Consider the following 24,289-nt stretch of genomic DNA (forward strand, 5'->3'; position numbering starts at 1 on the left):
TGGGGGGGGCCTTGGCGGGGCTGTCAGTCCAACGCCAACAAGTCTCCGCTTCGGGCCCGGCGTGGCTCGCGTGAGCGGAGGTGAAGGGCGTGCGGCCACGTTCGTTCAAGCGGCATTGGTTTCTGGCGGACGTCGTTCGCCGGGCGACCTGGCTGTATTTCCAGCCACCCTCAGCTTCCGTGATGTCGAGGAGCTGCTGGCCCAGCGGGGTATCGATGCCAGCTGCAAGACCATACGTTGCTGGACGATCAAGTTCGGCCCGCCGCAGCCAAGCCCCGTTCTCAGATTCTGTCGGATCGGGAATTCAGGGGTAGGCGATGGCGGTGCTGTCAGTCCAACGACAACTCGTCTCTGGAAGACGCAGATAGGCGGGGGGCGCGGGAGCTCGGCCGGTGGCGGCCACGACTGCCTGAGGCCGGGAGGGAAGGGCGAGTTTTGGCCACCGGTGGTCAACCTGTCAGCGCTGAAATCCTTGCGTGCGCTGTGCAGCTGGAAACCAAAGATGTGCAGGACCGCCTGCGGAACGTTCATTGTCCAGAAGGCGGGGAGGGACCGCTTCCGATACCCTGCGGCATCCGGTAGTGGAAGGAGTGCCATCCGCTGATCAGACCCATAGCGTCGACGACTTCAGAGCTCTGGCGCGCCGACGACTGCCGCGTCCGATCTTTGACTATCTGGACGGAGGCGCCGACGCGGAGTGGTCTCTGGCCCGCAACGTCGATGCGTTCGGAGATTACGAGATCGTCCCCGACGTCCTGACGGATGTTTCATCGATCCGGACGGCGACCACGATCTTTGGACAGCCCGCCGCGTGGCCGCTGATGCTTTCGGCGACGGGCCTCACCCGGATGTTCCATGGCTCTGCGGAGCCGGCGGTGGCCCGGGCAGCAACAACTGAGGGCATTCCGTACTGTCTGTCGACCATGGGCACGACGCGCCTGGAAGATCTGGCGGCGGCGGTTCGCGTCCCGATGCTGTTCCAGGTCTATGTGTTCAAGGACCGTGGGCTGACGCGGGAGTTCGTGTCCCGATGTCGCGAAGCCGGATATGCCGGACTGTGTCTGACAGTGGACACGCCGGTCGCGGGCAACCGGCTGCGTGACCGCCGGAGCGGTCTGTCTCTGCCGCCGAGGCTGACCGCGCGCTCCCTTGTGGATTTTGCCCTTCATCCCGGCTGGTCGATCCCGGCGCTGACGGGGGCCCGGTTCGATCTGGCCAATGTCAGTCACAGGACCGATGCGCTGGCGACGAATCCGATGAGCCTGTTTGATTTCATCGGCCGTCAGTTCGATCCCGGCCTGACCTGGCTCGACGTCGAATGGCTCGCTGCCGAGTGGAACGGCCCCCTCGCGATCAAGGGGCTGATGACGCCAGAGGACGCTACGCGCGCGATCCGTTCCGGGGCGAACGGTGTGATCCTCTCGAACCATGGGGGACGACAACTGGATGGCGCGCCCGCCCCGATCGATCAGGTCGCCGCCGTGAGAGACGCGCTGGGCGACGGCCCCGATGTCATATGCGACGGGGGCGTTCGGCGGGGCTCAGACGTATTTAAGGCTCTTGCTCTGGGCGCGACGGCGTGTTCGATCGGCCGGCCGTATCTGTATGGTCTGGCCGCAGCGGGCGAGGCCGGCGTCGCCCGAACGCTCAAGATCCTGCGCGCGGAGTTTGAACGCACACTGGCTCTGGCGGGGGTGCCAGAGATACAGACCCTGTCGAGACGTCACATCCGGCACAGGCCGCGGTAGCAGCGCGACACCTGCCGGGTGCAGGTCAGGAAAGCCCCCGACCCACCATGCCGGACGAGGCAAGCATGTCGCCGATGGCGCGGTCGAAATGTTCGTCCATCGCCTTGCGGGCCGCCTCTGCATCGCGGCGCAGCACGGTCTCCGCCATCTCGAGGTGTTTGGCGATGATGGCGGCATGTTCGGCGTCGGTGCGGCGCGTTCGCCAGGCGGCCGGAACCGCAGACTCCAGAAGGGGCTCGAAGGCGCCGATGATCTTGGCCATCAAGGCATTGCGACTGGCATCCGCAATGGCCTTGTGCATGGCGATGTCGGCCTCGATCAGGGCGGGCGATCCGCGCGCGGCGTCGGCCATGGCCCGGGCCAGATCCCGGATGCGCAGGGCCTCGTCGTCCGAACGGCGCACGGCGGCCAGCGCGATCGTCTCGGTCTCGAGACAGCGACGGGTCTCCCAGACCTGCTGCACGGTGATCTGTTCGGTGCGCACCGCATGGTCCAGCGAGATTGACAGCGTCTGGCTGGACAGGGCGCTGACCCGGGGGCGACGGCCGTTGGCGGTGTCGATGATGTTGAGCGCGGCCAAGGCTCCGAAGGCCTCGCGCACGACCGGGCGGCTGACGCCCAGACGTTCGCCGAAGGCCGCTTCGCTGGGCAACTGATCCCCGACCTTCAACTGTCCCTTGCCGATGTAGTCTGCGACCTGACGCATCACATACTGGACGCGCGTTTCGTCGGGACGGCTGTCAGCGAGCATGGCGGGGGCACCCGGATCGAATGGGAAGGTCAGGCTATCACAGTCACGAAAGGCGCCGCTAGGCGGCGTTGAGGGCCACCTGCCCGCCGGCCCGCCGGTAGTCGCTGGGGCACAGGCCAAAGCGGCGCGTGAAAGCTCGGGCGAAGCTGGCATTGTTGAGATAGCCGGCGTCATAGCCGACCACCGAGACCGGCCGGTCGCTGGAGGTCAGATCGCGTGCCGCGCGCGACAGCCGCTGATCGGCCAGACAGTCGGCAACGCTCTGGCCGAAGACTTCCCGAAAGCCCTGGGTCAGCTTGGTCCGGTTCAGCCCCGTGGTCCGGGCAATCCGGTCGAGGGTCAGTTTCTCGTCGAACCGGTCGGCGATCAGACGCCGCGCCGCCATCAGCCGTTCCATCTCGGTCCGGCTCAGACTGGTCGAAGGCGTGTGGGGGACCAGTTCTCCGCGCTCCGCAGCCTCAAGGATCTCGCACAGCAGTTCCTGACATTTGGCCCGCCGGTACATGTCGCGGGCCGCGCCCTGAATGGCGGGGGCTGCGGCGGCTGTCGCCAGGGCCGCGAGGCGGTCCCCCATATAGAAGTCGCCGTCGCCGGCCCCGGCCAGAATGCCCCCGAAGGGGCCCTCGCCGATAAAGGTGACCGTGAGAGACGTCGCGCTACGGTCCGATGGATTGTCCATATCGGCCGCGGTCCCCAGGGACAGGATCGCCTGCGCCCCGCGTCGTCCTGATCCCTCCCAGTCGAGCGTGCAGCGCATGACGCGCACATCGACGGCCTCGATCAGGGGAGGTTGGCCAGCCCGGCCGATCATGACCCTCAGGCCGGGCTCAAGCGTGAGATGCAGGGGAGCGTCGATCACAGGCTGTCCTGTCGTTTCCGCGCGGCGTCGGCCCTGGGCTCTGTCCATCCGCTGTTGGGTTACCGTACCCTATCAGACAGGTTTTGCAATGCCTGTATTACAGGTTGGGGGTGGCGGGCCGCGCAGCTTTCCTGCGGCTCGGCATAATCGCGGCTGCCCGCTGGATGGGAATGGAGGTTAGGGTCCGGCAAACGGAGGACTGACCCATGGCTGAACCGATGATCCGGCTGGCGGAAGGCGAGGTGAAGGGTGCCCGGGAATCCGGCGCGCTGCGGTTCCGGGGCGTGCCCTATGCCGCCGGGCCCATGGGCGACCGACGCTTTCGGCTGCCGGAGGCCCACCCCGGCTGGACGGGCGTGCGCGACGGAACAGTCGCCGGACCCAACGCCCCGCATGTCGTCAAACCCTTCCCTGGACTGGACGTCACCCCGCTGATCGGCACCGGCTGGATCGAGGGCGACGACTACCTGAATGCCGACATCTGGCTGCCGGACGATGGCCGGACGGGCAGGCCCATCATGGTCTTCATTCATGGCGGGGCGTTCGTGCTGGGCTCCAGCACGGCCGCTGTGCAGGACGGCACGGCCTTTGCCCGCGACGGCATCGTCATGGTGTCGATCACCTATCGCCTCGGGATTGAGGGGTTCCTTCCGGTCGACGGGGCTCCCGCCAACCTGGGCCTGCACGATCAGATCGCCGCGCTGAAATGGGTGCGGGCCAATGCAGCGGCCCTCGGCGGCGATGCCAACAACATCACCGTCTTTGGCGAATCAGCCGGCGCCATGTCGGTGGCCTGTCTGGTCGCGTCGCCTCTGGCGCAGGGCCTGTTCCGTCGCGCCATCATCCAGAGCGGTCACGGGTCGATGGTGCGCCCCCTGCCGGTCGCGCGACGCCTCACGCGCAAGGTCGCGAAGATGCTGAAGGTCCGGCCGGACGCCGACGGCTTTCGTCGCATCCGGATCAAGGACATGCTGCGGGTTCTCGAGGCGGTCATCCAGCCGACGGTGCGGCTGGACCTGCGCGACGAAAGGGGCCGTGAGCCCACCTATGGGCTCAGCAAATTCCTGCCGGTGTTCGGAGATGAGGTCCTGCCCGAGCGGCCGCTCGACGCGCTGGGCAAGGGCGTCGGGCGCGACATCGATATGCTCATTGGCAGCAACCACGAGGAAATGAACCTCTACTTTGTGCCGACCGGCGTGCGCGCCAAGCTGCCGGGATGGCTGGCGCCCCTGATCCTCGGACGGGTCGAACGGAACGCCGGCAGGATCCTGAAGGCCTACAGGCAGAAGGGTGAAAAGCCCGGCTGGACATTTACCCGTGCGCTCAGCGATCTGGTGTTCCGATATCCCGCCCGGCAGTTCGCTGCCGCCCATGCGGGGCGCACCCACGTCTATGAAATGGAATGGCAATCCCCGGCCTCGGGCGGTGAGCTGGGCGCCTGCCACGGCATCGAGCTGCCGTTCGTGTTTGACACGCTGGCGTCGACGACCGGCCCCGAGGGCCTGACCGGCGAAGCACCGCCGCAGACCCTGGCCGACCGGGTGCACGGTCTCTGGGTCCAGTATGCGAAAACCGGAGACCTGCCTTGGGGGGAGTATTCCGCCGCCGATCCGCAAGTCTATGCACTGGACGCCGGCGAGGCCCGGGCCGAGCCGTCCATGGCCTGCGCTGCCATCCTGAGTTGAGTTCGAGATGTATCTGGACAAGCTGAAGCTGACCGACCGAGTTGCGGTGGTCACGGGCGGAGCCGGGGCCGGGGGCATCGGTCTGGCCGCCGTCGAGGCGCTGACTGAAGCAGGGGCCCATGTCGTCATCGCTGATCTGGACGAGGCCGTGATCGAGGGCGCCCGGTCGACGCTGAGAGGCAAGGGGTATGAAACCGATGGCGTGGTGATGGACGTCACCGACCGGGACCGGGTCGAGGCCGTCGCGGCCGAGGTTCAGGGTCGACACGGACGCATCGACATTCTGGTCAACAATGCCGGGATTGCCCTCAGCGAAATTGCCGCCGAGGACATGGAGGAAGCGCGCTGGAGCGCGGTGCTGGACGTCAATCTCAATGGCACCTTCTGGTGTGCCCAGGCGTTCGGCCGGCATATGCTGGACAGGGGGCAGGGCGCCATCGTCAACGTCGGATCCATGAGTGGCTTCATCGTCAACCGGCCCCAGGGACAGGCGCACTACAATGCCTCCAAGGCGGCCGTCCACCACCTGACCCGCTCGCTGGCGGCCGAATGGGGCGGGCGCGGCGTCCGGGTCAATGCGGTCGCCCCAACCTATATCGCTACGCCGCTCAATGCCTTTGCCGACCCGGACGCGCCCATGTTTAAACGCTGGATCGACTCGACGCCGATGGGGCGTCTGGGAGAACCGCATGAAGTCGCGTCGGTCATCGCCTTCCTCGCCTCCGATGCCGCCAGTCTGATGACCGGAGCGGTCGTGCTGACCGATGGTGGCTATGTCTGCTGGTGAGCGCCCGGTCGCCGGCATTGAACTGGGCGGGACCAAATGCGTGGCCGTGCTGGGCACGGGTCCGGACGACGTGCGTGACGAGGTCCGCGTCCCGACCACGACATCTGACGAAACCCTCGGGCGACTGACCGATGTGCTGGCCGGATGGGCCGAAGGCGGGGAGATCAGTGCCGTCGGCGTTGGCAGCTTCGGTCCCCTGCAACTGGAGCCCGACGCTCCAGACTATGGCCGGATTGTCCGCACGCCCAAGCCGGGCTGGAGCGGCGCGGACCTGACCCGTCTCGCGATCCCTGACTGCCCCTTTGGCCTGGACACAGACGTGACCGGCGCCGCCCTGGCAGAGGCGCGCTGGGGGCGGGCGCAGGGTCTGGCCAGCCACATCTACATCACGGTCGGAACCGGTGTCGGTGTCGGCATCATCGTCAATGGTAACCCCGTCGGCGGCCTCGGTCATTCAGAGGCGGGCCATCTTCGCGTCGGTCGATTGGCGGGCGACAGCTGGCCGGGCGCCTGCCCGTGGCACGGCGATTGCGTCGAGGGGCTGGCCAGTGGCGCGGCCCTGGCGGCACGTCTGGGGCAGTCGGCCGAGACCCTGTCAGAGAGCGATCCGGTCTGGGAGACCGTGATCCACGCGCTTTCCGGCCTGATGCACAATCTGGTGCTGACTGCGACGCCGCAGCGGATCCTGCTTGGCGGCGGCGTGGTCACGGGCAAGCCCTGGCTTTTGACCCGGCTGCAGGAGGCGCTTGTGGAGATCCTTGCCGGCTACGCCCATGCCGAGGCGCTCGAAATGAGGCAGTATCTGCAATCGCCCGGCTTGGGAGATCGGGCTGGCCCGATGGGCGCGCTGGCGCTCGGGTTGCAGGCTCTGGACAAGGTTTCGTGCCGATCGGCACAGTGACCAACCTTTCATACAGGTCGGGTTTACCCTAGCCCTAGGGGCAATCGCTACCGGACTCATCCGGAGCACTCCGAGGGGGGACAAACCATGCGCTACGCCACAATTCTCGCCACCAGTGTCGCCACGCTCGCGCTCAGCGCCGGCGCGACTTTCGCCCAGCAGGCTCCTGCGACGGAACCCGCTGCCACCCAGGTCGACGAGATCATCGTCACGGCCCGGAAGCGCGAGGAACGTCTCGCCGACGTGCCCCTCTCGGTCACCGCCATCACGGCGGAAACGCTGGAGCGCCGTCAGTTGACCTCGGTCCGCGACGTTGCGCTTGTGACCCCCGGTCTGAACATCAACTCGGACGCTGCCGGACGCGGCTTCCTGTCGATCCGGGGCATCGGCACCACCCTGCTGGACTCGGTTCAGCCGGGCGTCGGCATCTTCGTCGACGGCGTCTATCAGGCCAACACCTCCTATCTGAATAGCCCGACGCTGGCCGTCGAGCAGATCGAGGTGCTGCGCGGGCCGCAGTCGACCCTGTTCGGCCAGAACACCCTGGGCGGAGCGATCAACGTCACCACCAAACAGCCGACCAACACGCCGGAAGGCCGGGTCACCGCCACCTATGCCGGCCCGGACAACTATTACATCTTCGGCGCCACGGCTTCGGGACCGCTGATCGAGGACACCCTGTTCGCCCGGGTCTCGGTCGGAACGCAGGGCCGCGACGGCTTCATCGAGAACAGCCTGCTCGGCTATGAGGACGCCAACCGCCTGGAGCAGAGCACCGTGCGCGGCGCCCTTCGCTGGCTGGCCCCGGGCAATGCCGTCATCACCGTCAATGCGTTTGCCGACTCCGTCGATGGCACGGCGCCGCTCTATGCCGTGACCAGCGGACCGACCGACTATGTCGATGATGCCCAGACCAATGTCCGCAGCCAGGCCGAGTACGACTACACCGGCATCAACGGCAAACTGGAGTTGCCGCTGGGCGAGGCCACCGATCTGACGGCCATCGTCTCGTACGACCGGCGCGACAACGAGGTGTCTTCGGACGGTGATTTCCAGCCGCTGGACCTGATCCGCTCCACCGGTTTCGGCCAGCTGGAAACGACCAGCGCCGAACTGCGCTTCGACACCCGTTGGTCTGACAGCGTCTCGACCCTGTTCGGCGTGTTTAGCTCCAACCAGACCAATGAACAGAGCTCGACCAACCAGTTGATGTTCCTCCCGGGCACCCCGTCCGTCACGGCCAATGCCGAGTCGGACGCGGACATCTGGGCTGTGTTCGGAACGGCCTTCTGGGATATCGCGCCGGATCTCGAGCTGACCGTCGGCCTGCGTTACGACAACCAGGTGATCAATTTCCAGAACGTCGTGACCTCGCGCTACGAGGCCGAGGAGTGGCAACCGCGTGTGGCCCTGCGCAAGCGGCTGGACGACAATACCATGATCTACGCCTCGGTGGCGCGCGGCTTCCGCGGCGGCGGCACCAATGGGCCGGGCGCGCCCAACCCTGTCTACGACGGTGACTCGGTCTGGACCTATGAGGCTGGCACCAAGCTCAGCAGTGCCGACAACCGCTTCACCCTGGCCGGTGCGGTCTTCTACAACGACTATAGCGACATCATCGCCCAGAACAGCCTGGCGCCCATCGTCGGCGGCGGCGGCTTCGTCGGCATCAACCTCAACACCGGTGACGCCGAAAGCTATGGCATAGAGGTCGAGTTCACCGCGCAGCTGACGGACGTATGGACGCTGAGCGGCGGTGGTCTGCTGCAGAACGCCCGCATCACAGACTCGACCCAGTATGAGGTGATCACCGGCCGGACCCTGCCTAGCGACCGGATCCCCTTCCTGCCCGACTGGACGGTCAATCTGCAGAGCGACTACGTCATCCCCTATGGCGCGGGCGATTTCGTCTTCACCGCCGGGGTGTATGGCAAGGGCGACCGCAACGGCGCCAGCCTGTCGAACACCTTCGCGCCGAAGCTGGACGAATACTTCCTGGTCAACACCTCCCTGACCTATCAGGGCGATGGCTGGGAGGCCTCGATCTTTGCCAATAACCTGCTCGATGAGGACTATTACGAAGCCTATATCGACAGCTCGGTTCTGACAGTCGCGGGCCTGCCCGCGCTGGGCAACCTCGGGCAGATCGGCGACGGTCGCCGCGTCGGCATCCGTCTGGGCTACAGCTTCTGAGGCCTGACGTGACCGACCTTGTCATCGCGCATGGGCCGGCGGGGAGGGGGGGATGAACGCCCCCTCCTTCGCCCCGGGGCCGACCGGCCTCAAGTCCGAACTGGTCGACCGCCTGCGCGCCCTCTTCGGGGAGCGGCTGAACCTGACCGAGGCGATCCGGGCCCAGCACGGTGCCAGCGAGTCGCACTTTGCGACCGTGCTGCCGGATGCCGTGGTGTTCCCCCAATCGACCGAAGAAGTGGTTGCCCTGGTCAAGGCCTGCGTCGCGCATGACACCCCGATCATCCCCTATGGCGCGGGCACCTCGATTGAAGGCAACACCACGCCGGTCCGGGGGGGTGTGACGGTCGACCTGTCGCAGATGGACGCCATCCTCGAGGTCAATGCCGAGGACTTCGACTGCACGGTTCAGGCGGGTGTCCGACGCGAGCAGCTGAACGCGCACCTGCGCGATGTCGGCCTGTTCTTCCCCATCGACCCAGGCGCCAATGCCACGATCGGCGGCATGGCCTCGACCCGAGCTTCGGGCACCAATGCGGTGCGCTATGGCACCATGCGCGAGGCCATCCTCAGCCTGCGGGTGGTCACTCCCGACGGGCGCGACATCCGGACCTCGCGGCGGGCCCGCAAATCGGCCGCCGGCTATGACCTGACCCGGCTGATGATCGGGGCCGAGGGCACGCTCGGCATCATCACCGAAGTCACCCTGCGCCTGCATGGTATCCCTGAGTCCATCCTGTCGGCGGTTTGCAGCTTCGACACCATGGCGGGCGCGGTCGATACGGTGGTCCAGTCGATCCAGCTGGGGATACCGCTGGCCCGCGTCGAGATTCTGGACGACGTCCAGATGCGGGCCGTCAACGCCTGGTCCGATCTCGACTATCCCGAGACCACCACCCTGTTCTTCGAGTTTCACGGCTCCGAGCGCTATGTCCAGGAGCAGGTCGAGACCGTGTCCGAACTGGCCACCGGCAATGGGGGCAATGCCTTCCAGTGGGCGGTTCTCCCTGAGGATCGCGACCGGCTGTGGAAAGCCCGGCACCAAGCCTACTATGCGGCCGTCGGCCTGCGGAAGGGCTGCGTCGGCTGGCCGACCGATGTCTGCGTGCCCATCAGCCGGCTCGCTGAGTGCATTCTGGAAACCAAGGCCGACCTCGAGACCGCGTCCATACCGGGCCCCATTCTCGGCCATGTCGGCGACGGCAATTTCCACGTCGTCTTCGTCATCGATCCGAACAAGCCCGAGGAACAGGCCGAGGCCGAGGCGCTTAACCACCGTCTGGTCCGGCGCGCCCTCGACATGGGCGGCACATGTACAGGCGAGCACGGGATTGGCCTCGGCAAGCAGGACTGGCTGGTCGAGGAGTTGGGCGAAGCGGTCGAGACCATGCGCCTGATCAAGCGCGCGCTGGACCCGAACGACCTGTTCAATCCCGGCAAGATCTTCAGTCTTTGACCCGCCATTTGGGAGTATCCTGATGGGAACCGATGCCGGCCTCACGGTCACGGATGCCGTGGCTGAAGCGGCTACACCCCCAGCGCCCCCGCCGACGTCGCTGACGCGCACGGCCTGGGGTGGGATCCTGCTGCTGGCCCTGATCGTCCTGTGCGGGGCCACAACCCGCACCCTGTTCGCGCCGATACAGGAGGTCGCAAAGATCAGTCTCGGCCTGTCCGACTTTCAGATCAGTCTTGTGCAGGGCATCGCCGCAGCCGTGCCCGTGGCCATCATCTCCCTGCCGCTCGGCTGGCTGGCGGACCGGGCGACGCGGACCCGGATCCTGATCGGCCTGGCGATCGCCTGGACGGTCGGGACGATCGCTACGGCGTTCGCACCCAATTTCGAGATGCTGTTCCTCGCCCGGATGCTGGCGGGTGTCGGCGGGACCTGCGTGGTGCCCGTGGCCATTTCGGTGGCGGCGGACATGTCGCTGCCCGCCAGCCGCGGCCGGTCCCTGCTGTTCCTGTCGATGGGCAATGTGTTCGGCGGCGCGGCAGCCTTTGTCGCGGGCGGGGCCCTGTTCACCCTGTTCTCGGGACAGGTCGACCCGCCCTTCGTCCAGCTGGAGGCCTGGCGCGAAGTCTGCCTTTTGCTGGGCGTGTTGAGCGCGGTCCTGATCCTGCCCCTTCTGGCCCTCGCCGAGCCAGCCCGCCAGGAGGTTGAACAGGTCAATGCCAGCTTCCGCGCCATGACGTCGGCCCTGTGGCGCCGCAGGGGCTTTCTGGCGCCGCTGTTCGTCGGCCAGATCACAGTGACCATGGCGGATGTTGCGGCCACCATCTGGGCCGCGCCGGTCCTCAGCCGCGACTTTGCCCAGAGCCCCGGTCAGGCGGCTGCCCTGATCGGCGGCGTGCTGATTATCGCAGGGGTTGTCGGGTCCATCATGGGCGGCGTGGTCGCCGACTGGGGTCACAAGCGCAACCTGCGGGGGGGCGTCCTGATCGGGGCCGTGGTTGCGGCGGCCATCGGCGTGCCGGCCGGCCTGTTTCCGATCATGACCGATACGACGATGTTCGGCCTGGTCCTGCTGATCCTGATGATTTCCGGCACCGTCTGCGGGCTGGTGACTGCCACCGCCATCGCAGTACTGGTCCCCAACGAGGAACGCGGCACCTGCCTCGGCGCCTTCATGATCCTCGGGACACTGATTGGTATGGGGGCGTCTCCGATCCTCGTCAGCCTCGGAAGTCAGATGCTGGGCGGCGAGGCGAAGCTGGCCTTGTCGCTCGCCATCGTCGGAGTCGGCGTGGGCGTCGTGTCACTGGCGGGCTTCGTGATCGCGATGCTGAACGCGCCAAAGCCCGTGCCCGATGCCACAGCGGACTGAGGGCGCAGGCGGTTGATCAGCAGATCCCGGGTAGCCGGTGGCGTCGCTCAGATGGAGCCGACGTGCCAGCTCCCCTTCGAGTCCGCGGGGTCTAGGGCGACGCTATTTAATCGTCGATATTCTGTGGGTAGCGATGGCGGACAGAGAGGGATTCGAACCCTCGGTACGCTTTCACGTACACACGCTTTCCAAGCGTGCGCGATCGACCACTCCGCCACCTGTCCATTTCCACATCGCGGAAACGCGCGGGCAGTCGACCCGCGAGAGGCGAGGCTGATAGAACAGACTGGCCCTCTCGGCAAGTCGGGGGAGACACCCCATATGCCTTGCCTCACTTGTTTTGATCGAGACCCGCCATGTTGTCGCAAAAGACCCAAATGCCCACGGCCGAGACCGCCCTGCCGGGCCGCGCCGAGCCCCTGCCCACCGATGAGTTCCACTTTGTCAGCGGTAATCCGCTGAAGGGCCCTTATCCCGAGGGGTTCGAGACGGCGGTGTTCGGCATGGGCTGTTTCTGGGGCGTCGAGCGCATCTTCTGGCAGCTGCCGGGGGTGTGGGTGACGGCGGTCGGCTATTCCGGCGGGATGACCCCCAATCCGACCTATGAGGAGACCTGCACCGGGCGCACGGGCCACACCGAGGTTGTCAAGGTGGTGTTCGACCCGAAGGTGATCTCCTACGGCGACCTGCTGAAGGCTTTCTGGGAGAACCACGACCCGACCCAGGGCATGCGCCAGGGCAATGACATCGGCACCACCTATCGCTCGGCTATCTATTATGTGAACGAGGCCCAGAAGGCCGAGGCGGAGCGGTCGCGCGAGGCCTACCAGGCGGCGCTGGCCAAGGCGGGTCGCGGAGAGATCACCACCGAGATCGAGGCGCTGGGGCCCTTCTATTACGCCGAGGACTATCACCAAGGGTATCTGGCTAAGAACCCGGCCGGCTATTGCGGGATCGGCGGGACCGGCGTGGTCTGCCCGATCGGCGTCGGCGTGGAAGCCTGATCGATGGACCGGGCGGGGATCGGACGGGTCTGCCTGGCGCTGCCGGCGACGGAGCTGACCCATTCGTTCGGCGAGGACCACGACGTCTACAAGGTGGGCGGCAAGATGTTCGCCATCGTGGGCGGTGAGGGCGCGCTCAGCTTCAAGGTCTCGGACATTGCCTATGAGGTGCTGACCGAGGCCGGGCACGCGGCGCCCGCCCCCTATATGGCGCGCGCCAAATGGGTGCAGGTCGAGGATCCGGCCAGCTGGGACGAGACCGACCTGGCCGATCACCTGAAGACCGCCCACGCCCTGATCGCGGCGAAGCTGACGAGGAAGGCGAGGGCCGAGCTGGGGCTGGGGTAGGGGGTGAGGCTCCTGTCTTCTGACGGCGGCGCTGCCCCCTCCACCCTCCTTCGCCCTTCGGGCTTCGGACGGTCCCCCTCCCCCGATGGGGGAGGAGATGAGCGGAAGCGCCTCTCGCCGCGCGCGGCAGAGGTGGAGGGCAGGCGGAGCGCCGGGCCTTCGCCCGGAGAAGATGTGTTTTACCGTTTCGACGAAGGCTGACGCTCCGCGCGGTGGTTTTCCGGAAGCTTGCGTCGGGTGGCGGTGTTATCGCCTTACCGCAGCGCCCCCGGCGGGCGGGCGAGGCCTGCGCCCCGTCCCGGAACGGCCGAGTATCCCCCTCGACCCTTGCCCTGATCCCGCACCCGGAGGCGGAGATCGAGGGTGTTCAGGCCCTGAGGCCTGATCCCGCTCCATCGCTCCCGCCGCTCACAAGGTCGCAGGCCTTACGAGCCCTCCGTGCAACGGGACGGGGGGAGAGTCGCACAGGCTTGGGCCGAGGCGGGGAAGTCGGGGCGGGAAACGGTGGGGGTGTTGAACGGGCGGAGGAATTCGGGGGCGGCTATCGTAGCTGTGCCCTTTAGCCCATCGTCATCCTCCGACTTGATCGGAGGATCGGTCCATCCAGACCGTCTCCCGTCGCGGGCGGCACCGATCCTCGGGTCAAGCCCGAGGATGACGGACTTTCTGTCTCCTCCCATCACGGATGGGGAGGAGACAGGCGAAATCAGCTGCGTTTCAGGAGCCGGTGGATGCGCGGATGGATTGGGCATAGGCCTGGGCCGATCCGAAGCCGGGACCCGGGGGCATTTGCCCGTCGCAGACGGCGTTGGCGGCCCCGAGGTTCCCTTCTTCTTCGTTGATCGGGGCAGGGTCCGACGGCCAGTCAAACTCTTCGATGAGGGTGCCATCCAGGGCAAAGAATGTGATCTTGTCGGCGCCGAAGGTCAGTGCTTCACAGTTGAACACGAGGTCCACAATCAAATATCCGGAAAGCCCGTCGGACTGGGGGGAGACCCGGACGCCGAGGGCTTTGCGGGCAGTTGGAGGACCGCTGATGCTGTTCACATCCAGAGCAGCGAAGAATTCAGGGCCTTCATCGACCTGACGCCAGTCGCCCGGCTCCTGGACGCCGGACATGAGGCTGGTTGCGGCCGCGATGATGGCGATGAAATTGAGCATCCTGGGCTTTCCTTGAGGGTCAAACGGAGGGCGGCAACCGGGTCGTCACTCCTTCGCCCGCTGCGTTTCGATCCAGCGCTCCATGTGATCATCCAGCAAGCCAAGCGGCAGCGGGCCGGGGACGAGCAGGGCATCGTGGAAGGCACGGACGTCAAAGTCCTCGCCCAGGGCGGTCTCGGCGCGGGTGCGGATCTGGCGCAGGCGGATCTCGCCGATCTTGTAGGCCGTGGCCTGCCCCGGCCAGCCGACATAGCGCTGCAGTTCGGTCTCGATATTGTGCGGGGCCAGGGCCGAGTTCTCAGTGAAGCAGGTGCGCGCCTGTTCGACGGACCAGCCCATCCAGTGCATGCCGGTGTCGGCCACGAGGCGGCAGGCGCGCCACATCTCGTAGCTGAGGCGGCCGAAGCGTTCGTAAGGGGTGCGGTAAAAGCCCATCTCCTCGCCGAGGAATTCGGCATAGAGGCCCCAGCCCTCGGTAAAGGCAGTGACATTGGCGTCGCGCCGGAAATAGGGCTGATCGGCGGCTTCCTGTTGCAGGGCGATCTGCAGATGGTGGCCGGGCACGGCCTCGTGCAGGGTCAGGGCCGGCAGCTCGTACAGCGGGCGCTGATCCAGTTTCGAGGTGTTGACCATATAGCCGCCGGCGACGCCGTTTTGCATGGAGCCGGGAAAGTAGCGGCCGGTGGTGTAGTTTGCCTCGATCCCGGCGGGGACGGGCCGGACGCCATAAGGCAGGCGGGGCAGGGTGCCGAACAGGGCGGGCAGGCCGTCATCGGCGCGCTTGGCCATCTCCGAGGCCTTTTCCAGCAGCTCTTCGCGGGTGTTGGCGTAGAATTGCGGGTCGGTACGCAGGAAGGTCAGGAAGCCGGGGAAGTCGCCGGTCCAGCCGGCGGCGCGCATCTCGATCTCCATCCGGCCGCGAATACGGGCGACCTCATCGAGGCCGATCTGGTGGACCTGTTCGGGGGTCAGGTCGGTGGTGGTGTAGCCGCGGACCAGCCAGGCATAGATGTCGCGGCCGCCCGGGCGATGGACCAGTCCGGGGGTTTCGGGCGCGACCGGCAGATAGTCGTCCTTGAGGAAGTCCCGCCAGGCGCGGCGGCGCGGTTGGATGTGGTCGCGGACGATGGCTTCGGCGCGGGCCTGATAGGCCAGTCGCTCGGCCTCGGGGAGGGAGGCCGGAAGGTTGGCGGTGGGGCGCAGCAGGGGATCGGTGGCGGCGGTCAGGGCGACATCGGTGTCGGCAAGAAGCAGGGCGCTTTCGACCACGGAGCGCGACTGGAGAAGGCCGGTGTCGAGGCCCCGGCGGGCATTGGCCAGGGTGGCGTCGAACAGGGGGGCCATGTTTTCCAGCCGGGTCAGCCAGGCCTCGACAGCGTCGCGGTCGGTCAGGCGCGCCGAGCCGGCGATATAGGCCGCCGACTGGCCAAAGCCGCCCTCGGAGTTGAAGGCCATGCGCGAGACGTCGAGGTCGATGCCCTCGATGGCGCGGGTGATCAGCCAGCTGGCAAAGGCGTGGTTCTGGGCCTCGGCCGGGCTGAGGGCAGAGACGTCGATAGCGGCCAGACGCTCGGACAGGGCGACCAGCTCCGGGCGGCGGGCCAGTTCGCCCTGACGCGACAGGTCGGGCAGACGGGATTTCGCGGCCTCGTCGCCTTCCTGCGCGGCACCGAACGGGTCGTGGCGTTTGAGAAAGGACTCATAGTCCGCGATGACGGCGGCCAGGGCCTGACTGGCGGTGGGGGCCGTGGCGGTGGGCGGCGTCGCCGGTCCGGAGGCCGGTGTCGCGCAGGCCGAGGCGCCGATCATGAGCGCCGCGAGCGCCGTCGCAAGAACCGGTCTGTTCATATGTCTTTCCCCCTGACGTCGAGCGGCCAGTCGAGACGAGGGGGCTCGTCCCGTCAAGCGAAGGCTCAGCCGCAGAAGGCGAAGAAGCGCTCTACGCCGCCAGAGGAGGCAGGGTGGGCGACCATCAGGGCGCGGCCGTCGGCATCATGGAGCCCCAGCCAGCCCAGCCGACGGAATCGCTGGAAGACCGGGGGCGTGGTCGATGCCTCGGCGATGACCTCGCCATGCTCGAACAGCTCGGAGGCCTCGATGCGGCCCGTGAAGCGCTCGGTCTCGCCGCCGGACTCCAGATAGATGACCGGCTGGCGGTCGGCGTCGGCCGGGCGCATCAGTTCCAGCCGGCCGCTGCCGCGCAGGCATGACAGGGTCAGCCAGACGTCGTCGCTCTCGACCCGGCCGTAGACCAGGCTGGCGGCGTCCGGGTCGCTATCGAGGAACCAGTCGTGGTCGGCGATCGGCTGGGGCGCTCCGTCCGGATTGCCCGGGGGCATCAGCTGATCCGGCGTGGCCTCCATGGAGGCGCAGGCGCCCAGCGACAGGGCGCCGCCGACGGCGACGATCAGGGGCCAGGCGGAGGGGCGCATGACGGGTCCACGGCTAGCGAGCGCAGGAGCGCGCTCAGTCCGCACAGATTTCCGTGAAGCGGCGCAGCTTGGCAAGGTGGGGGCGCGAGAAGGTGACCACACGGGTCTGGTCGCCGGACACGACCTCCAGAGAGCCGGTGGCGACGAAATTGGCCATGGCCGGATGGTCAGTGCGCAGCGTCAGCGAGAAGGGATCGGAGGCGTCTCCGGCCGCCATTTCGGCCGTGCCGCTCGCGTCACCGGAGCGGAAGCTGGCGAAGCCCGACCGGGCCGGCAAGTCATAGAAGCTGACGACCACCCGGCCCGAGCCCGGCGCGCAGGCCAGCGTGGTGGTCAGCCGGTCGGTGTCGGGAATTTCGCGGGCGAGCACGGTCTCGCGGGCGTCCTCATAGAGCGACCACACCCAACCGTCGGCCTGCGACGGCCCGGCGGTCAGGCTCAATAATGCGGCAAGCGTCGTCAGGACCATGGTTCCCTCCCCGGTCCGGAAGAGATGATCAGCCGCGCGGGGTTCCGCAAGAGGCGAAGAAGGCCTTCACGGCCGCCTTGTCCGAAGACGACGTACCCAGAGCGGTCATGCCATTGGCCGTTTCGACCGTCATAGTGCCTGTGGCGGCCAGCGCATTCAGGGCCGAGTCCGCCTTGTCGATGGCGGCCTCGTGCAGGACGCCGCCGGTCATCGGGTCTTCATAGGATTGTTCGTCAGAGGCCGTCTCGGCGACGGCGCGGACCGAGCCCAGAGTGGCGACCTTGTCGTCGCCCGCCGTGCAGGTCAGCATCAGCACCAGCTGGTCCGAATTGGCAACGCCATAGGCCAGCTTGGCGGTGTCGCCTTCCTTGTGGAAATGCCAGTCCAGCGCGGGGGCGGGCGGGGCAATCTCGACCGGAGCCGCAGCCACGCTGTCGAGCAGCGTCGGGGCGACGCCCTCTTCGGCGGTATAGCTCTGCGCAGCGTGGGCAACCAGGCCCAGGGCGGCGACGGCGGGGATCAGGATCTTCAGCATGGCAACACCTCTGTTGCCGGAAGAAACGCGGTCGGCCGTTAACGGTTCACGGCCAAGCTTGGACCCCCGGCAAAAACTGCCGGGGGTGCGTCGGGGGATAGGAGGGGAGCGATCAGAACGGGCTGAAGCGCTCGACCAGAGACTGGGCCGCCGGGGTGGCCTGCATGCGGCTGATGTCGCCCCGGCCACCGTAGGAGATGCGGGCCTCGGCGATCTGGGTGTGGTCGATGCTGTTGGCCGAGGAAATATCCTCGGGGCGGACGATTCCGGCGACCGTCAGCTCGCGCACCTCGCGGTTGGTGCGGACCTCCTGACGGCCCTGGATAATCAGATTGCCGTTGGGCAGAACGTCGGTGACGACCGCGGCGATGGTCAGATTGACCCGTTCCGAGCGGTTGACGCTGCCCGAGCCGGAGGCGTTCGCCTGGCCCTGGACGCCGACCATGTTGGCGGGGTCGAACCCGCCGGGGAAGGCCTGGCCGAGGCTGTTCTCCAGCCCGAAGAAGTTGGTCACGCCGCCGGAGGCGTCATTGGTGCGGCTGCGCTCGGTGGAGTTCTGGGTCTGGGCGCGGTCGTCGATGTTGATCCGAACGGTGACGATATCCCCGACGCGCCGGGCGCGCTGGTCACCGAAGAAGGTGCGCGAGCCGCTGCGCCAGAGGCTGTTGGCGCTGGCGGGCCGGGTCTCCGGTGCGGGCAGGTATTGCTGCTGGACCGGAACGAGGGCGGCGGGATAGCCGATCGGGGCCAGTTCCGGGCCGCGCACGGCCTCGACGGCGGTCGAACAGGCGCCCAGCGACAGCGGCAGGGCCAGGGTCAGGGCGGCGAGGGTCAGGGCTTTGCGCATCAGGGGCCTCTTAACGACGGGACGCGGTACGGAAGGTCTGGGCGGCGGGGCCGACCATGGCCTGGCCGGGGGCAGTGGCGATGGCCTCGATGGTGCGGCCGGACTGTTGATTGACGATGGGCACGGGCTCACCCACGGCGGCGTCACGGGTGGCGCGGCCGGTGATGGTCAGGGTCAGGCCCTGATCGACGTAGGAGACCTGCACCAGATCGTTGCGGGCGATGACCTGCGGCTGGGCCAGATCGCGGGCCAGCACCGGGGTGCCGGACCGCAGGGCGCGGCGCGCCGTCAGGCCGATAACCTCTTCGGCGTCCGCCGGGCCGCCGACCGGGGCGCGATGAGCCTGCACCGGGGTCCAGGCCACATCCTCGGGCCGCACAATGTCGCCGGCGGCGAGGCTGCGGGTGAAGGTCAGCACCTCGACGGTCTCGCCCGGACGGCTGGCCGTAGTGGAGGCGGTGGTTGCGGGGGCTGCGCCGGCGCCGCCCTGACGGACGACCACGCGACGCAGGCCGCGCGGGTTGGTCCAGACCAGACCGGCCTGACCGGCGCGGGACTGAACCATGGCGGCGTCGAGCACGACGGTCGGGCCCGCGCGGCGGGCGATGACGATGTCGGCGGCAGCGCCTGCGCCCTCGAACAGCTCGCCGAGGGTCACCTGGCCGTCGTCGTCGACCGGATTGTCGCGCAGGGTGACGGGCGCCGTGGCCAGGGCCGCCGAGGCGGCGAAGGCGAGACAGACACCCAGGGTGAGGCGGCGGATCATCCGGGCCATCATCCCTTCACCTGGGCTGAGACCGACATCATTTCGTCGGCGGTCGAGATGACCTTGGAGTTCATCTCATAGGCGCGCTGGGCGATGATCAGGGCGCTGATCTCGGAGACGGCATCGACGTTCGACGCCTCGGTATAGCCCTGCAGCAGCTGGCCGAAGCCGGGCTCGCCGGGGGCGCCCGGGGTGGCCGGGCCGGAGGCCGAGGTCTCTAGCAGCAGGTTGTCGCCGATGGCCTCGAGGCCGGCCTCGTTGAAGAAGGTGGCGATCTCGATCTGGCCGACCACGGTCGGTTCGGTCTGGCCCGACTGGATCACCTGAACCTCGCCCGCCTTGGAGATGTAGACGTCGATAGCGTCCTGCGGGATGCTGATGGCGGGCTCCAGCGCATAGCCGTCGTCGGTGACGACCTGGCCCTCGCCATTGACCGAGAAATTGCCCGCGCGGGTGTAGGCGGTCTCGCCCGAAGGCATGGTGATCTGGAAATAGCCCTTGCCGTCGATGGCCAGGTCCAGACGGTTGCCGGTCTGGGTGGGCGCGCCCTGCTGGGTGATGCGATAGACGCTGCCCGCCTTCACACCCGCGCCGATCTGGATGCCGGTCGGCACCACCGTGCCCTGGGCCGAGGAGCTGCCGCCCATCCGCTCGACGTTCTGGTACAGCAGGTCCTGGAACTCGGCCCGCTGACGCTTGAAGCCAACCGTGTTCATGTTGGCGATGTTGTTCGAGATGACCTCGACGTTCAGCTGCTGGGCAGCCATGCCGGAGGCGGCGGTCCGAAGCGCGCTCATGAGCGATGTCTCCTTGAAGCGAAGGGGGTGTGGGGGCGGCGGGCCATCAGGTCACGCGCCCCAGCCGCTCGACGGATCGGCGGCTCAGATCATTGTTCTGTTCGATCATTTTCGAGATCCGCTCATAGCTGCGGCTGATCTCGATCAGATTGGTGATTTCGAGGATCGAATTGACGTTCGACCCTTCCAGCATGCCCTGGTGGATGCGGGCGTCGGCGGCGTCGACGGGCTGGGCGTTCGAGGTGTTGCGGTAGAGGCCGTTGCCACCCTTTTCCAGCACCGACAGGGTGTCGAAGCGGACGACCGACAGGCGCCCGACGACCTGTCCGTCCTGGCTGATGGTGCCGTCGCCGGCGACCTGGGGGGAACCCCTTGCCGGGTCGAGGCGGATCTCGCCCCCGTCGCCCAGGACCGGCAGGCCACCGGCCGTGACCAGCAGGCCTTCGGGGCTGATGGTGAAGGCGCCGTCGCGGGTGTAGGCCTCGCCCGCCCCATCCTGAACGGTGAAGAAGGCGCCTTCGCCCTCGATGGCGAAGTCCAGCACGCGCCCGGTCTGTTCCAGTTGGCCCTGGCCGTAGTCGCGGCCCACGCCCCGATCGAGCACGAAACTGACGCCCGGACGGATGGCGTCATTGCGCGCGCCCTCGCCGATCTCGGTGCCGACCATCAGCTGCTCGACCTTGAAGCCGGTGGTGTTGGCATTGGCGATGTTGTTGGCCACCACGTCGAGCTCGCGACGCAGGGTCATCTGGCGGGACAATCCGATGTAGGCGACGTTTTCCAAGGCGGAACTCCTTCGCTCCGACCGTCGCAAGCGCCGTGCCAGTAAGGTTAACGCATTAAAATCAGTGCGTTAGGTTTTTACTGCGACGCTTTGCCCGGCAGAAAATGCCGGTTCTAAACGCCCCGTTAACCAAAACCCGGTTCTTTAGGCGGGTCAGAGTGGGGCCAGAGCGCATGCTGAAATTTGGCAAGAAGAAAAAGGCCGATGCCACCGATGTCGCCGTGGCCGAAGGCGGCGAGGGCGCGGAGGGCGAAGGCGAGGGCGCACCCGCCAAGAAGAAGCTGCCGCTGCTGTTCATCGTCATCCCCGTGGCCCTGCTGGTGCTGGGCGGAGGCGGGGCCGGGGCCTTCTTCATGCTGTCGCCCAAGCCTGCGGCGGCTGAGGGTGGCGAGGAAGCCGGCGGACATGACGCGCCCAAGGCGGACGGCCACGGCGCCAAGAAGGCCGACAAGGGCGGTGGTGGACATGGGGGCGGCGCTGCCGAGCCCGATCCGGCGCTCGGCAAGATCACCGAAGGGCCCGATGGCGTGACCTTCTACACCCTGCCCGACATGGTGGTGAACATTCAGACCGCCGACGGTCGCCCGGCCTATCTGAAGCTGCGCCTGACGCTGGAGCTGGAAGATGCCCATCTGGCCGATCAGCTGATGGCCGAGATGCCGCGCCTGCAGGACATGTTCCAGGGCTTCCTGCGCGAGCTGCGCACCGAGGACCTGAACGGCTCGGCCGGAAACTTCCAGCTGCGCGCCGAAATCCTGCGGCGGGTCAATCTGATCCTGGCACCCGGGCATGCGAATGCCGTGCTGATCGAAGAGATGCTGGTGAACTAGGATGAGCCAGGCCGCCCTCGCAGACAGCGAAGACGATCCGTTCGGCGCCTCGGGGTCGGGCGAGGAACGCGCGGGCCTGATGCCCGAGCGCGTCCTGAACCAGGAAGAGATCGACAGCCTGCTCGGCTTCGACATGAGCGGCGACGATGATGAGCGGTCGGGCATCCGGGCGATCATCAACTCGGCCCTGGTGTCCTACGAGCGCCTGCCGATGCTCGAGATCGTCTTCGACCGCCTGGTGCGGCTGATGACGACATCCCTGCGCAACTTCACCAGCGACAACGTCGAGGTCAGCCTCGACAACATCTCGTCGATCCGCTTCGGCGACTATTTGAACTCGATCCCGCTGCCGGCGATCCTCGCCGTGTTCCGGGCCGAGGAGCTGGACAACTATGGCCTGCTGACGGTCGACTCGAACCTGATCTATTCGATCGTGGACGTGCTGCTGGGCGGCCGTCGCGGTACGGCGGCACTCCGGATCGAGGGGCGGCCCTATACGACGATCGAACGGGTGCTGGTGCAGCGCATGGTCGAGGTGGTGCTGAACGACGCCCGCGCGGCGTTCGAGCCCCTGACGCCCGTGCATTTCAACCTGGACCGGCTGGAGACCAATCCGCGCTTTGCGGCCATCGCCCGCCCGGCCAATGCCGCCATCCTGGTCAAGCTGCGGATCGACATGGAGGACCGCGGCGGTCGGATCGAACTGCTGCTGCCCTATGGCACGCTGGAGCCCATCCGGAAGATGCTGCTGCAGCAGTTCATGGGTGAGAAGTTCGGCCGCGACAACATCTGGGAAGGCCACCTTGCCACCGAACTCTGGACGACGGGCACCGAGGTGCGCGCCGTGCTGGACGAGCAGCAGGTGCCCCTGTCGAAGGTTCTCGACCTGAAGGTCGGCGACACGCTGATGCTGAATGCCACGCCGGACTCGGCCATCTCCATCCGCAGCGGGTCCATTCCGCTGACCACCGGGCGGATGGGCCGCAAGGGCCAGAAGATCGCGGTCCGCGTGGAGGCGCCCATCCGCGCCGAACTGGCCGAACGACTGGCAAGGCAGAAGGGATAGCCATGATCGGAACCGTTCTCGATGCCATCCTGATGCTGCTGCTGGTCAGCGCCATCGCCTACGGCGTGCGGCTGGACCGGCGCCTGAAGGCGGTCAAGGAAGGCCAGGCGGCCTTTGCCGGAGCGATCGCCGAACTGAACACCGCGGCCGGACGGGCCGAGTCGGCGCTCAAGACCCTGCGCGATGCCGGGCAGGAGACCGACCTGCTGCACGACCGGATCGTCAAGGCGCGCGCCCTGAAGCAGGAACTGGAAGCGCTGATCGCGCGCGAGGGACGCGAAATCCGCACGGCGGTTGCGGCCCGACCCGAGCCGGTCGCCGACGAGGCCCCCCGCGCCGCTGCACCCTCCGATCTGTTCGAGAAGGTCGAGAGCCTGGCGGTGGCCCCCGGGGTCAAGCCCGAGGCGGTCGACCGCTTTGCGCCGGTGCTGCAGGCGCTGGCCGCTAACCACGCTGCGAAACAAAGCCTGAACCGCGCCCGCCGTAGTCTGGACGAAGACCTCTTCGCCGCCTGACCTCATCCTGAAAGCCCCCATGTCCAAACTGCCCCGCATTCTGCCGCTCGTTGCCGTCGCCATTGGCGGGGTGATCGCCGTGCGCGCCGCCGGTACCGTGCCGGGCCTGTTCGAGGGCGCGGTCGCCTGGGCCGAGGAAGCGCCCGCCGCCGAGGGCGCCGCCCCCGCGCCCCAGACGCCGGTGACCGGAGTCTGTACCCTGACCGACGAGCAACTGGCCGATCAGGCCGGGATCTCGCCCGCCGAACTGCGGGTCATCCAGTCGCTGTCCGGACGCCGGGTCGAGCTGGACGCGCGGGAAGAAGAGCTGGCCACCATGCTGCCGCTGCTGATCGCCGCCGAACAAAAGATCGACGCCCGCATCGCCGAGCTGAATGAGGTGAAGGGCGAGGTCGAGACCATGCTCGGCCAGCTGGACGAGAAGGAACAGGCGGAGGTCGACCGTCTGGTGCAGGTCTACTCGGCCATGCGTCCGCGCGATGCGGCGGCGGTGTTCACCACCCTGGACGACGATGTGCGCCTGCCGGTCGCGGCGGCCATGCGCCCCCGGGCCCTGGCGGCCATTCTGGCGCAGATGCCGCCCGCCGCTGCCCGCGAGCTGACCGAGAAGCTGGCCAACCGCAACAGCCGTCCGGATCTGGAAGCCCGTGCCGCGGCGGCCAGCCAGGGCGCTCCCGCTCCGGCCGCCACCCCGCCCGCTGCGACCCCGCCGGCGCCTGCGCGCACCCCGCCGGCCCGTCAGCCCGCACGCCAGACACCGGCCCGCACGCCGGCCGCGAACCCGCCGGCCCGCCAGACACCCGCGACCCCTCCGCCGGCTGCCGAGCGCGCCACGCCGCCCGCGGCGACGCCGTCGGATACCCCGGCCAGCCGGACGCCGGCCCGCCAGACCGTCCAATAGGCCCGACCGACCGACGGCCCCTTGCCTTGATCGACCAAGGCCCTATGACGGCGGCCTTGATCCGTTTCCGCCCGAGGGCCTG

Annotated in this window: 24 protein-coding genes, 1 tRNA gene and 1 pseudogene; 14 read left to right on the top strand and 12 right to left on the bottom strand. The window is 67.5% G+C overall.

Annotation, left to right across the window (positions count from 1 at the left end):
- Nucleotides 1-89: 89 nt before the first annotated feature.
- A pseudogene (locus LC068_RS13940) lies at nucleotides 90-277 on the top strand (IS6 family transposase); the annotation flags it as partial.
- 313 nt (nucleotides 278-590) lie between these two features.
- Nucleotides 591-1,748 carry an alpha-hydroxy acid oxidase gene (locus LC068_RS11995; protein ID WP_226637517.1) on the top strand — a complete coding sequence of 386 codons (1,158 nt, stop codon included), beginning with the start codon at nucleotides 591-593 and terminating at the stop codon, nucleotides 1,746-1,748.
- A gap of 25 nt (nucleotides 1,749-1,773) precedes the next feature.
- Here LC068_RS11995 and LC068_RS12000 read toward each other — a convergent pair whose 3' ends face one another.
- The gene (locus LC068_RS12000) at nucleotides 1,774-2,499 is read right to left on the bottom strand and encodes a FadR/GntR family transcriptional regulator (RefSeq protein WP_226637518.1); all 726 of its coding nucleotides are present in this window, start codon (nucleotides 2,497-2,499) and stop codon (nucleotides 1,774-1,776) included.
- Nucleotides 2,500-2,557: 58 nt separating this feature from the next.
- Nucleotides 2,558-3,358, bottom strand: a complete 801-nt coding sequence (locus tag LC068_RS13895; protein ID WP_226637519.1) for a helix-turn-helix domain-containing protein — start codon at nucleotides 3,356-3,358, stop codon at nucleotides 2,558-2,560.
- 206 nt (nucleotides 3,359-3,564) lie between these two features.
- On the opposite strand from LC068_RS13895, the gene LC068_RS12010 reads away from it, so the two are divergent.
- The 6 genes from LC068_RS12010 to LC068_RS12035 all read left to right on the top strand — a co-directional run bounded on the left by LC068_RS12010 (nucleotide 3,565) and on the right by LC068_RS12035 (nucleotide 11,752).
- Nucleotides 3,565-5,043: a carboxylesterase/lipase family protein gene (locus tag LC068_RS12010; protein WP_226637521.1), complete on the top strand. Its 1,479-nt coding sequence runs from the start codon at nucleotides 3,565-3,567 to the stop codon at nucleotides 5,041-5,043.
- Nucleotides 5,044-5,050: 7 nt separating this feature from the next.
- Nucleotides 5,051-5,830: an SDR family NAD(P)-dependent oxidoreductase gene (locus LC068_RS12015; RefSeq protein ID WP_226637523.1), complete on the top strand. Its 780-nt coding sequence runs from the start codon at nucleotides 5,051-5,053 to the stop codon at nucleotides 5,828-5,830.
- Nucleotides 5,817-6,731: an ROK family protein gene (locus LC068_RS12020; RefSeq protein WP_226637524.1), complete on the top strand. Its 915-nt coding sequence runs from the start codon at nucleotides 5,817-5,819 to the stop codon at nucleotides 6,729-6,731. Before LC068_RS12015 ends, LC068_RS12020 begins: the two co-directional genes overlap by 14 nt.
- Before the next feature lie 87 nt (nucleotides 6,732-6,818).
- Nucleotides 6,819-8,924, top strand: coding sequence for a TonB-dependent receptor (locus LC068_RS12025; RefSeq protein WP_226637525.1), 2,106 nt, complete (start codon nucleotides 6,819-6,821; stop codon nucleotides 8,922-8,924).
- A gap of 52 nt (nucleotides 8,925-8,976) precedes the next feature.
- A complete protein-coding gene (locus LC068_RS12030) occupies nucleotides 8,977-10,380 on the top strand; it encodes an FAD-binding oxidoreductase (protein WP_226637526.1) in 1,404 nt (467 codons plus the stop codon).
- A 22-nt stretch (nucleotides 10,381-10,402) separates the two neighbouring features.
- On the top strand, nucleotides 10,403-11,752 hold the full coding sequence (locus LC068_RS12035; protein ID WP_226637527.1) for an MFS transporter: 1,350 nt from the start codon (nucleotides 10,403-10,405) through the stop codon (nucleotides 11,750-11,752).
- Nucleotides 11,753-11,886: 134 nt separating this feature from the next.
- On the opposite strand, the gene LC068_RS12040 is transcribed toward LC068_RS12035, so the two are convergent.
- Nucleotides 11,887-11,976, bottom strand: a tRNA-Ser gene (locus tag LC068_RS12040).
- 132 nt (nucleotides 11,977-12,108) lie between these two features.
- Here LC068_RS12040 and msrA point away from each other — a divergent pair.
- A complete protein-coding gene (msrA, locus tag LC068_RS12045; RefSeq protein WP_226637528.1) occupies nucleotides 12,109-12,756 on the top strand; it encodes a peptide-methionine (S)-S-oxide reductase MsrA in 648 nt (215 codons plus the stop codon).
- A 3-nt stretch (nucleotides 12,757-12,759) separates the two neighbouring features.
- A complete protein-coding gene (locus LC068_RS12050) occupies nucleotides 12,760-13,104 on the top strand; it encodes an MmcQ/YjbR family DNA-binding protein (RefSeq protein ID WP_226637529.1) in 345 nt (114 codons plus the stop codon).
- 717 nt (nucleotides 13,105-13,821) lie between these two features.
- On the opposite strand, the gene LC068_RS12055 is transcribed toward LC068_RS12050, so the two are convergent.
- The 9 genes from LC068_RS12055 to flgF all read right to left on the bottom strand — a co-directional run bounded on the left by LC068_RS12055 (nucleotide 13,822) and on the right by flgF (nucleotide 20,895).
- Nucleotides 13,822-14,265, bottom strand: a complete 444-nt coding sequence (locus tag LC068_RS12055; protein WP_226637531.1) for a hypothetical protein — start codon at nucleotides 14,263-14,265, stop codon at nucleotides 13,822-13,824.
- A 45-nt stretch (nucleotides 14,266-14,310) separates the two neighbouring features.
- Nucleotides 14,311-16,113: a DUF885 domain-containing protein gene (locus LC068_RS12060; protein WP_226637533.1), complete on the bottom strand. Its 1,803-nt coding sequence runs from the start codon at nucleotides 16,111-16,113 to the stop codon at nucleotides 14,311-14,313.
- 65 nt (nucleotides 16,114-16,178) lie between these two features.
- The gene (locus tag LC068_RS12065) at nucleotides 16,179-16,697 is read right to left on the bottom strand and encodes a hypothetical protein (protein WP_226637534.1); all 519 of its coding nucleotides are present in this window, start codon (nucleotides 16,695-16,697) and stop codon (nucleotides 16,179-16,181) included.
- A 34-nt stretch (nucleotides 16,698-16,731) separates the two neighbouring features.
- Nucleotides 16,732-17,166: a hypothetical protein gene (locus LC068_RS12070; protein ID WP_226637536.1), complete on the bottom strand. Its 435-nt coding sequence runs from the start codon at nucleotides 17,164-17,166 to the stop codon at nucleotides 16,732-16,734.
- Between the two features lie 28 nt (nucleotides 17,167-17,194).
- Nucleotides 17,195-17,701 (bottom strand): hypothetical protein, encoded by a 507-nt coding sequence (locus LC068_RS12075; RefSeq protein ID WP_226637538.1) that lies wholly within the window; start codon nucleotides 17,699-17,701, stop codon nucleotides 17,195-17,197.
- 112 nt (nucleotides 17,702-17,813) lie between these two features.
- Nucleotides 17,814-18,548, bottom strand: coding sequence for a flagellar basal body L-ring protein FlgH (gene flgH / locus LC068_RS12080; RefSeq protein WP_226637540.1), 735 nt, complete (start codon nucleotides 18,546-18,548; stop codon nucleotides 17,814-17,816).
- A gap of 10 nt (nucleotides 18,549-18,558) precedes the next feature.
- Complete coding sequence (gene flgA, locus LC068_RS12085; RefSeq protein ID WP_226637542.1) at nucleotides 18,559-19,314, bottom strand: flagellar basal body P-ring formation chaperone FlgA; 756 nt, start codon at nucleotides 19,312-19,314, stop codon at nucleotides 18,559-18,561.
- Nucleotides 19,315-19,322: 8 nt separating this feature from the next.
- Nucleotides 19,323-20,111 (bottom strand): flagellar basal-body rod protein FlgG, encoded by a 789-nt coding sequence (gene flgG, locus LC068_RS12090; protein WP_226637543.1) that lies wholly within the window; start codon nucleotides 20,109-20,111, stop codon nucleotides 19,323-19,325.
- 46 nt (nucleotides 20,112-20,157) lie between these two features.
- Nucleotides 20,158-20,895, bottom strand: coding sequence for a flagellar basal-body rod protein FlgF (gene flgF / locus LC068_RS12095; protein WP_226637545.1), 738 nt, complete (start codon nucleotides 20,893-20,895; stop codon nucleotides 20,158-20,160).
- 173 nt (nucleotides 20,896-21,068) lie between these two features.
- Here flgF and LC068_RS12100 point away from each other — a divergent pair, with 173 nt between their 5' ends.
- From LC068_RS12100 to LC068_RS12115, 4 genes are read left to right on the top strand one after another with little or no spacing between them, the layout of a single operon-like run.
- Nucleotides 21,069-21,725 (top strand): flagellar basal body-associated FliL family protein, encoded by a 657-nt coding sequence (locus tag LC068_RS12100; RefSeq protein WP_226637547.1) that lies wholly within the window; start codon nucleotides 21,069-21,071, stop codon nucleotides 21,723-21,725.
- Nucleotide 21,726: 1 nt separating this feature from the next.
- Complete coding sequence (fliM, locus tag LC068_RS12105) at nucleotides 21,727-22,791, top strand: flagellar motor switch protein FliM (RefSeq protein ID WP_226637549.1); 1,065 nt, start codon at nucleotides 21,727-21,729, stop codon at nucleotides 22,789-22,791.
- A gap of 2 nt (nucleotides 22,792-22,793) precedes the next feature.
- Complete coding sequence (locus tag LC068_RS12110; protein WP_226637551.1) at nucleotides 22,794-23,306, top strand: DUF6468 domain-containing protein; 513 nt, start codon at nucleotides 22,794-22,796, stop codon at nucleotides 23,304-23,306.
- A gap of 19 nt (nucleotides 23,307-23,325) precedes the next feature.
- Entirely contained in the window at nucleotides 23,326-24,207 is an 882-nt protein-coding gene (locus LC068_RS12115) for a MotE family protein (protein ID WP_226637553.1), read from the top strand.
- Nucleotides 24,208-24,289: the final 82 nt, after the last annotated feature.

The sequence above is a fragment of the Brevundimonas poindexterae genome (assembly GCF_020524625.1).
Taxonomy (GTDB): Bacteria; Pseudomonadota; Alphaproteobacteria; order Caulobacterales; family Caulobacteraceae; genus Brevundimonas; species Brevundimonas poindexterae_A.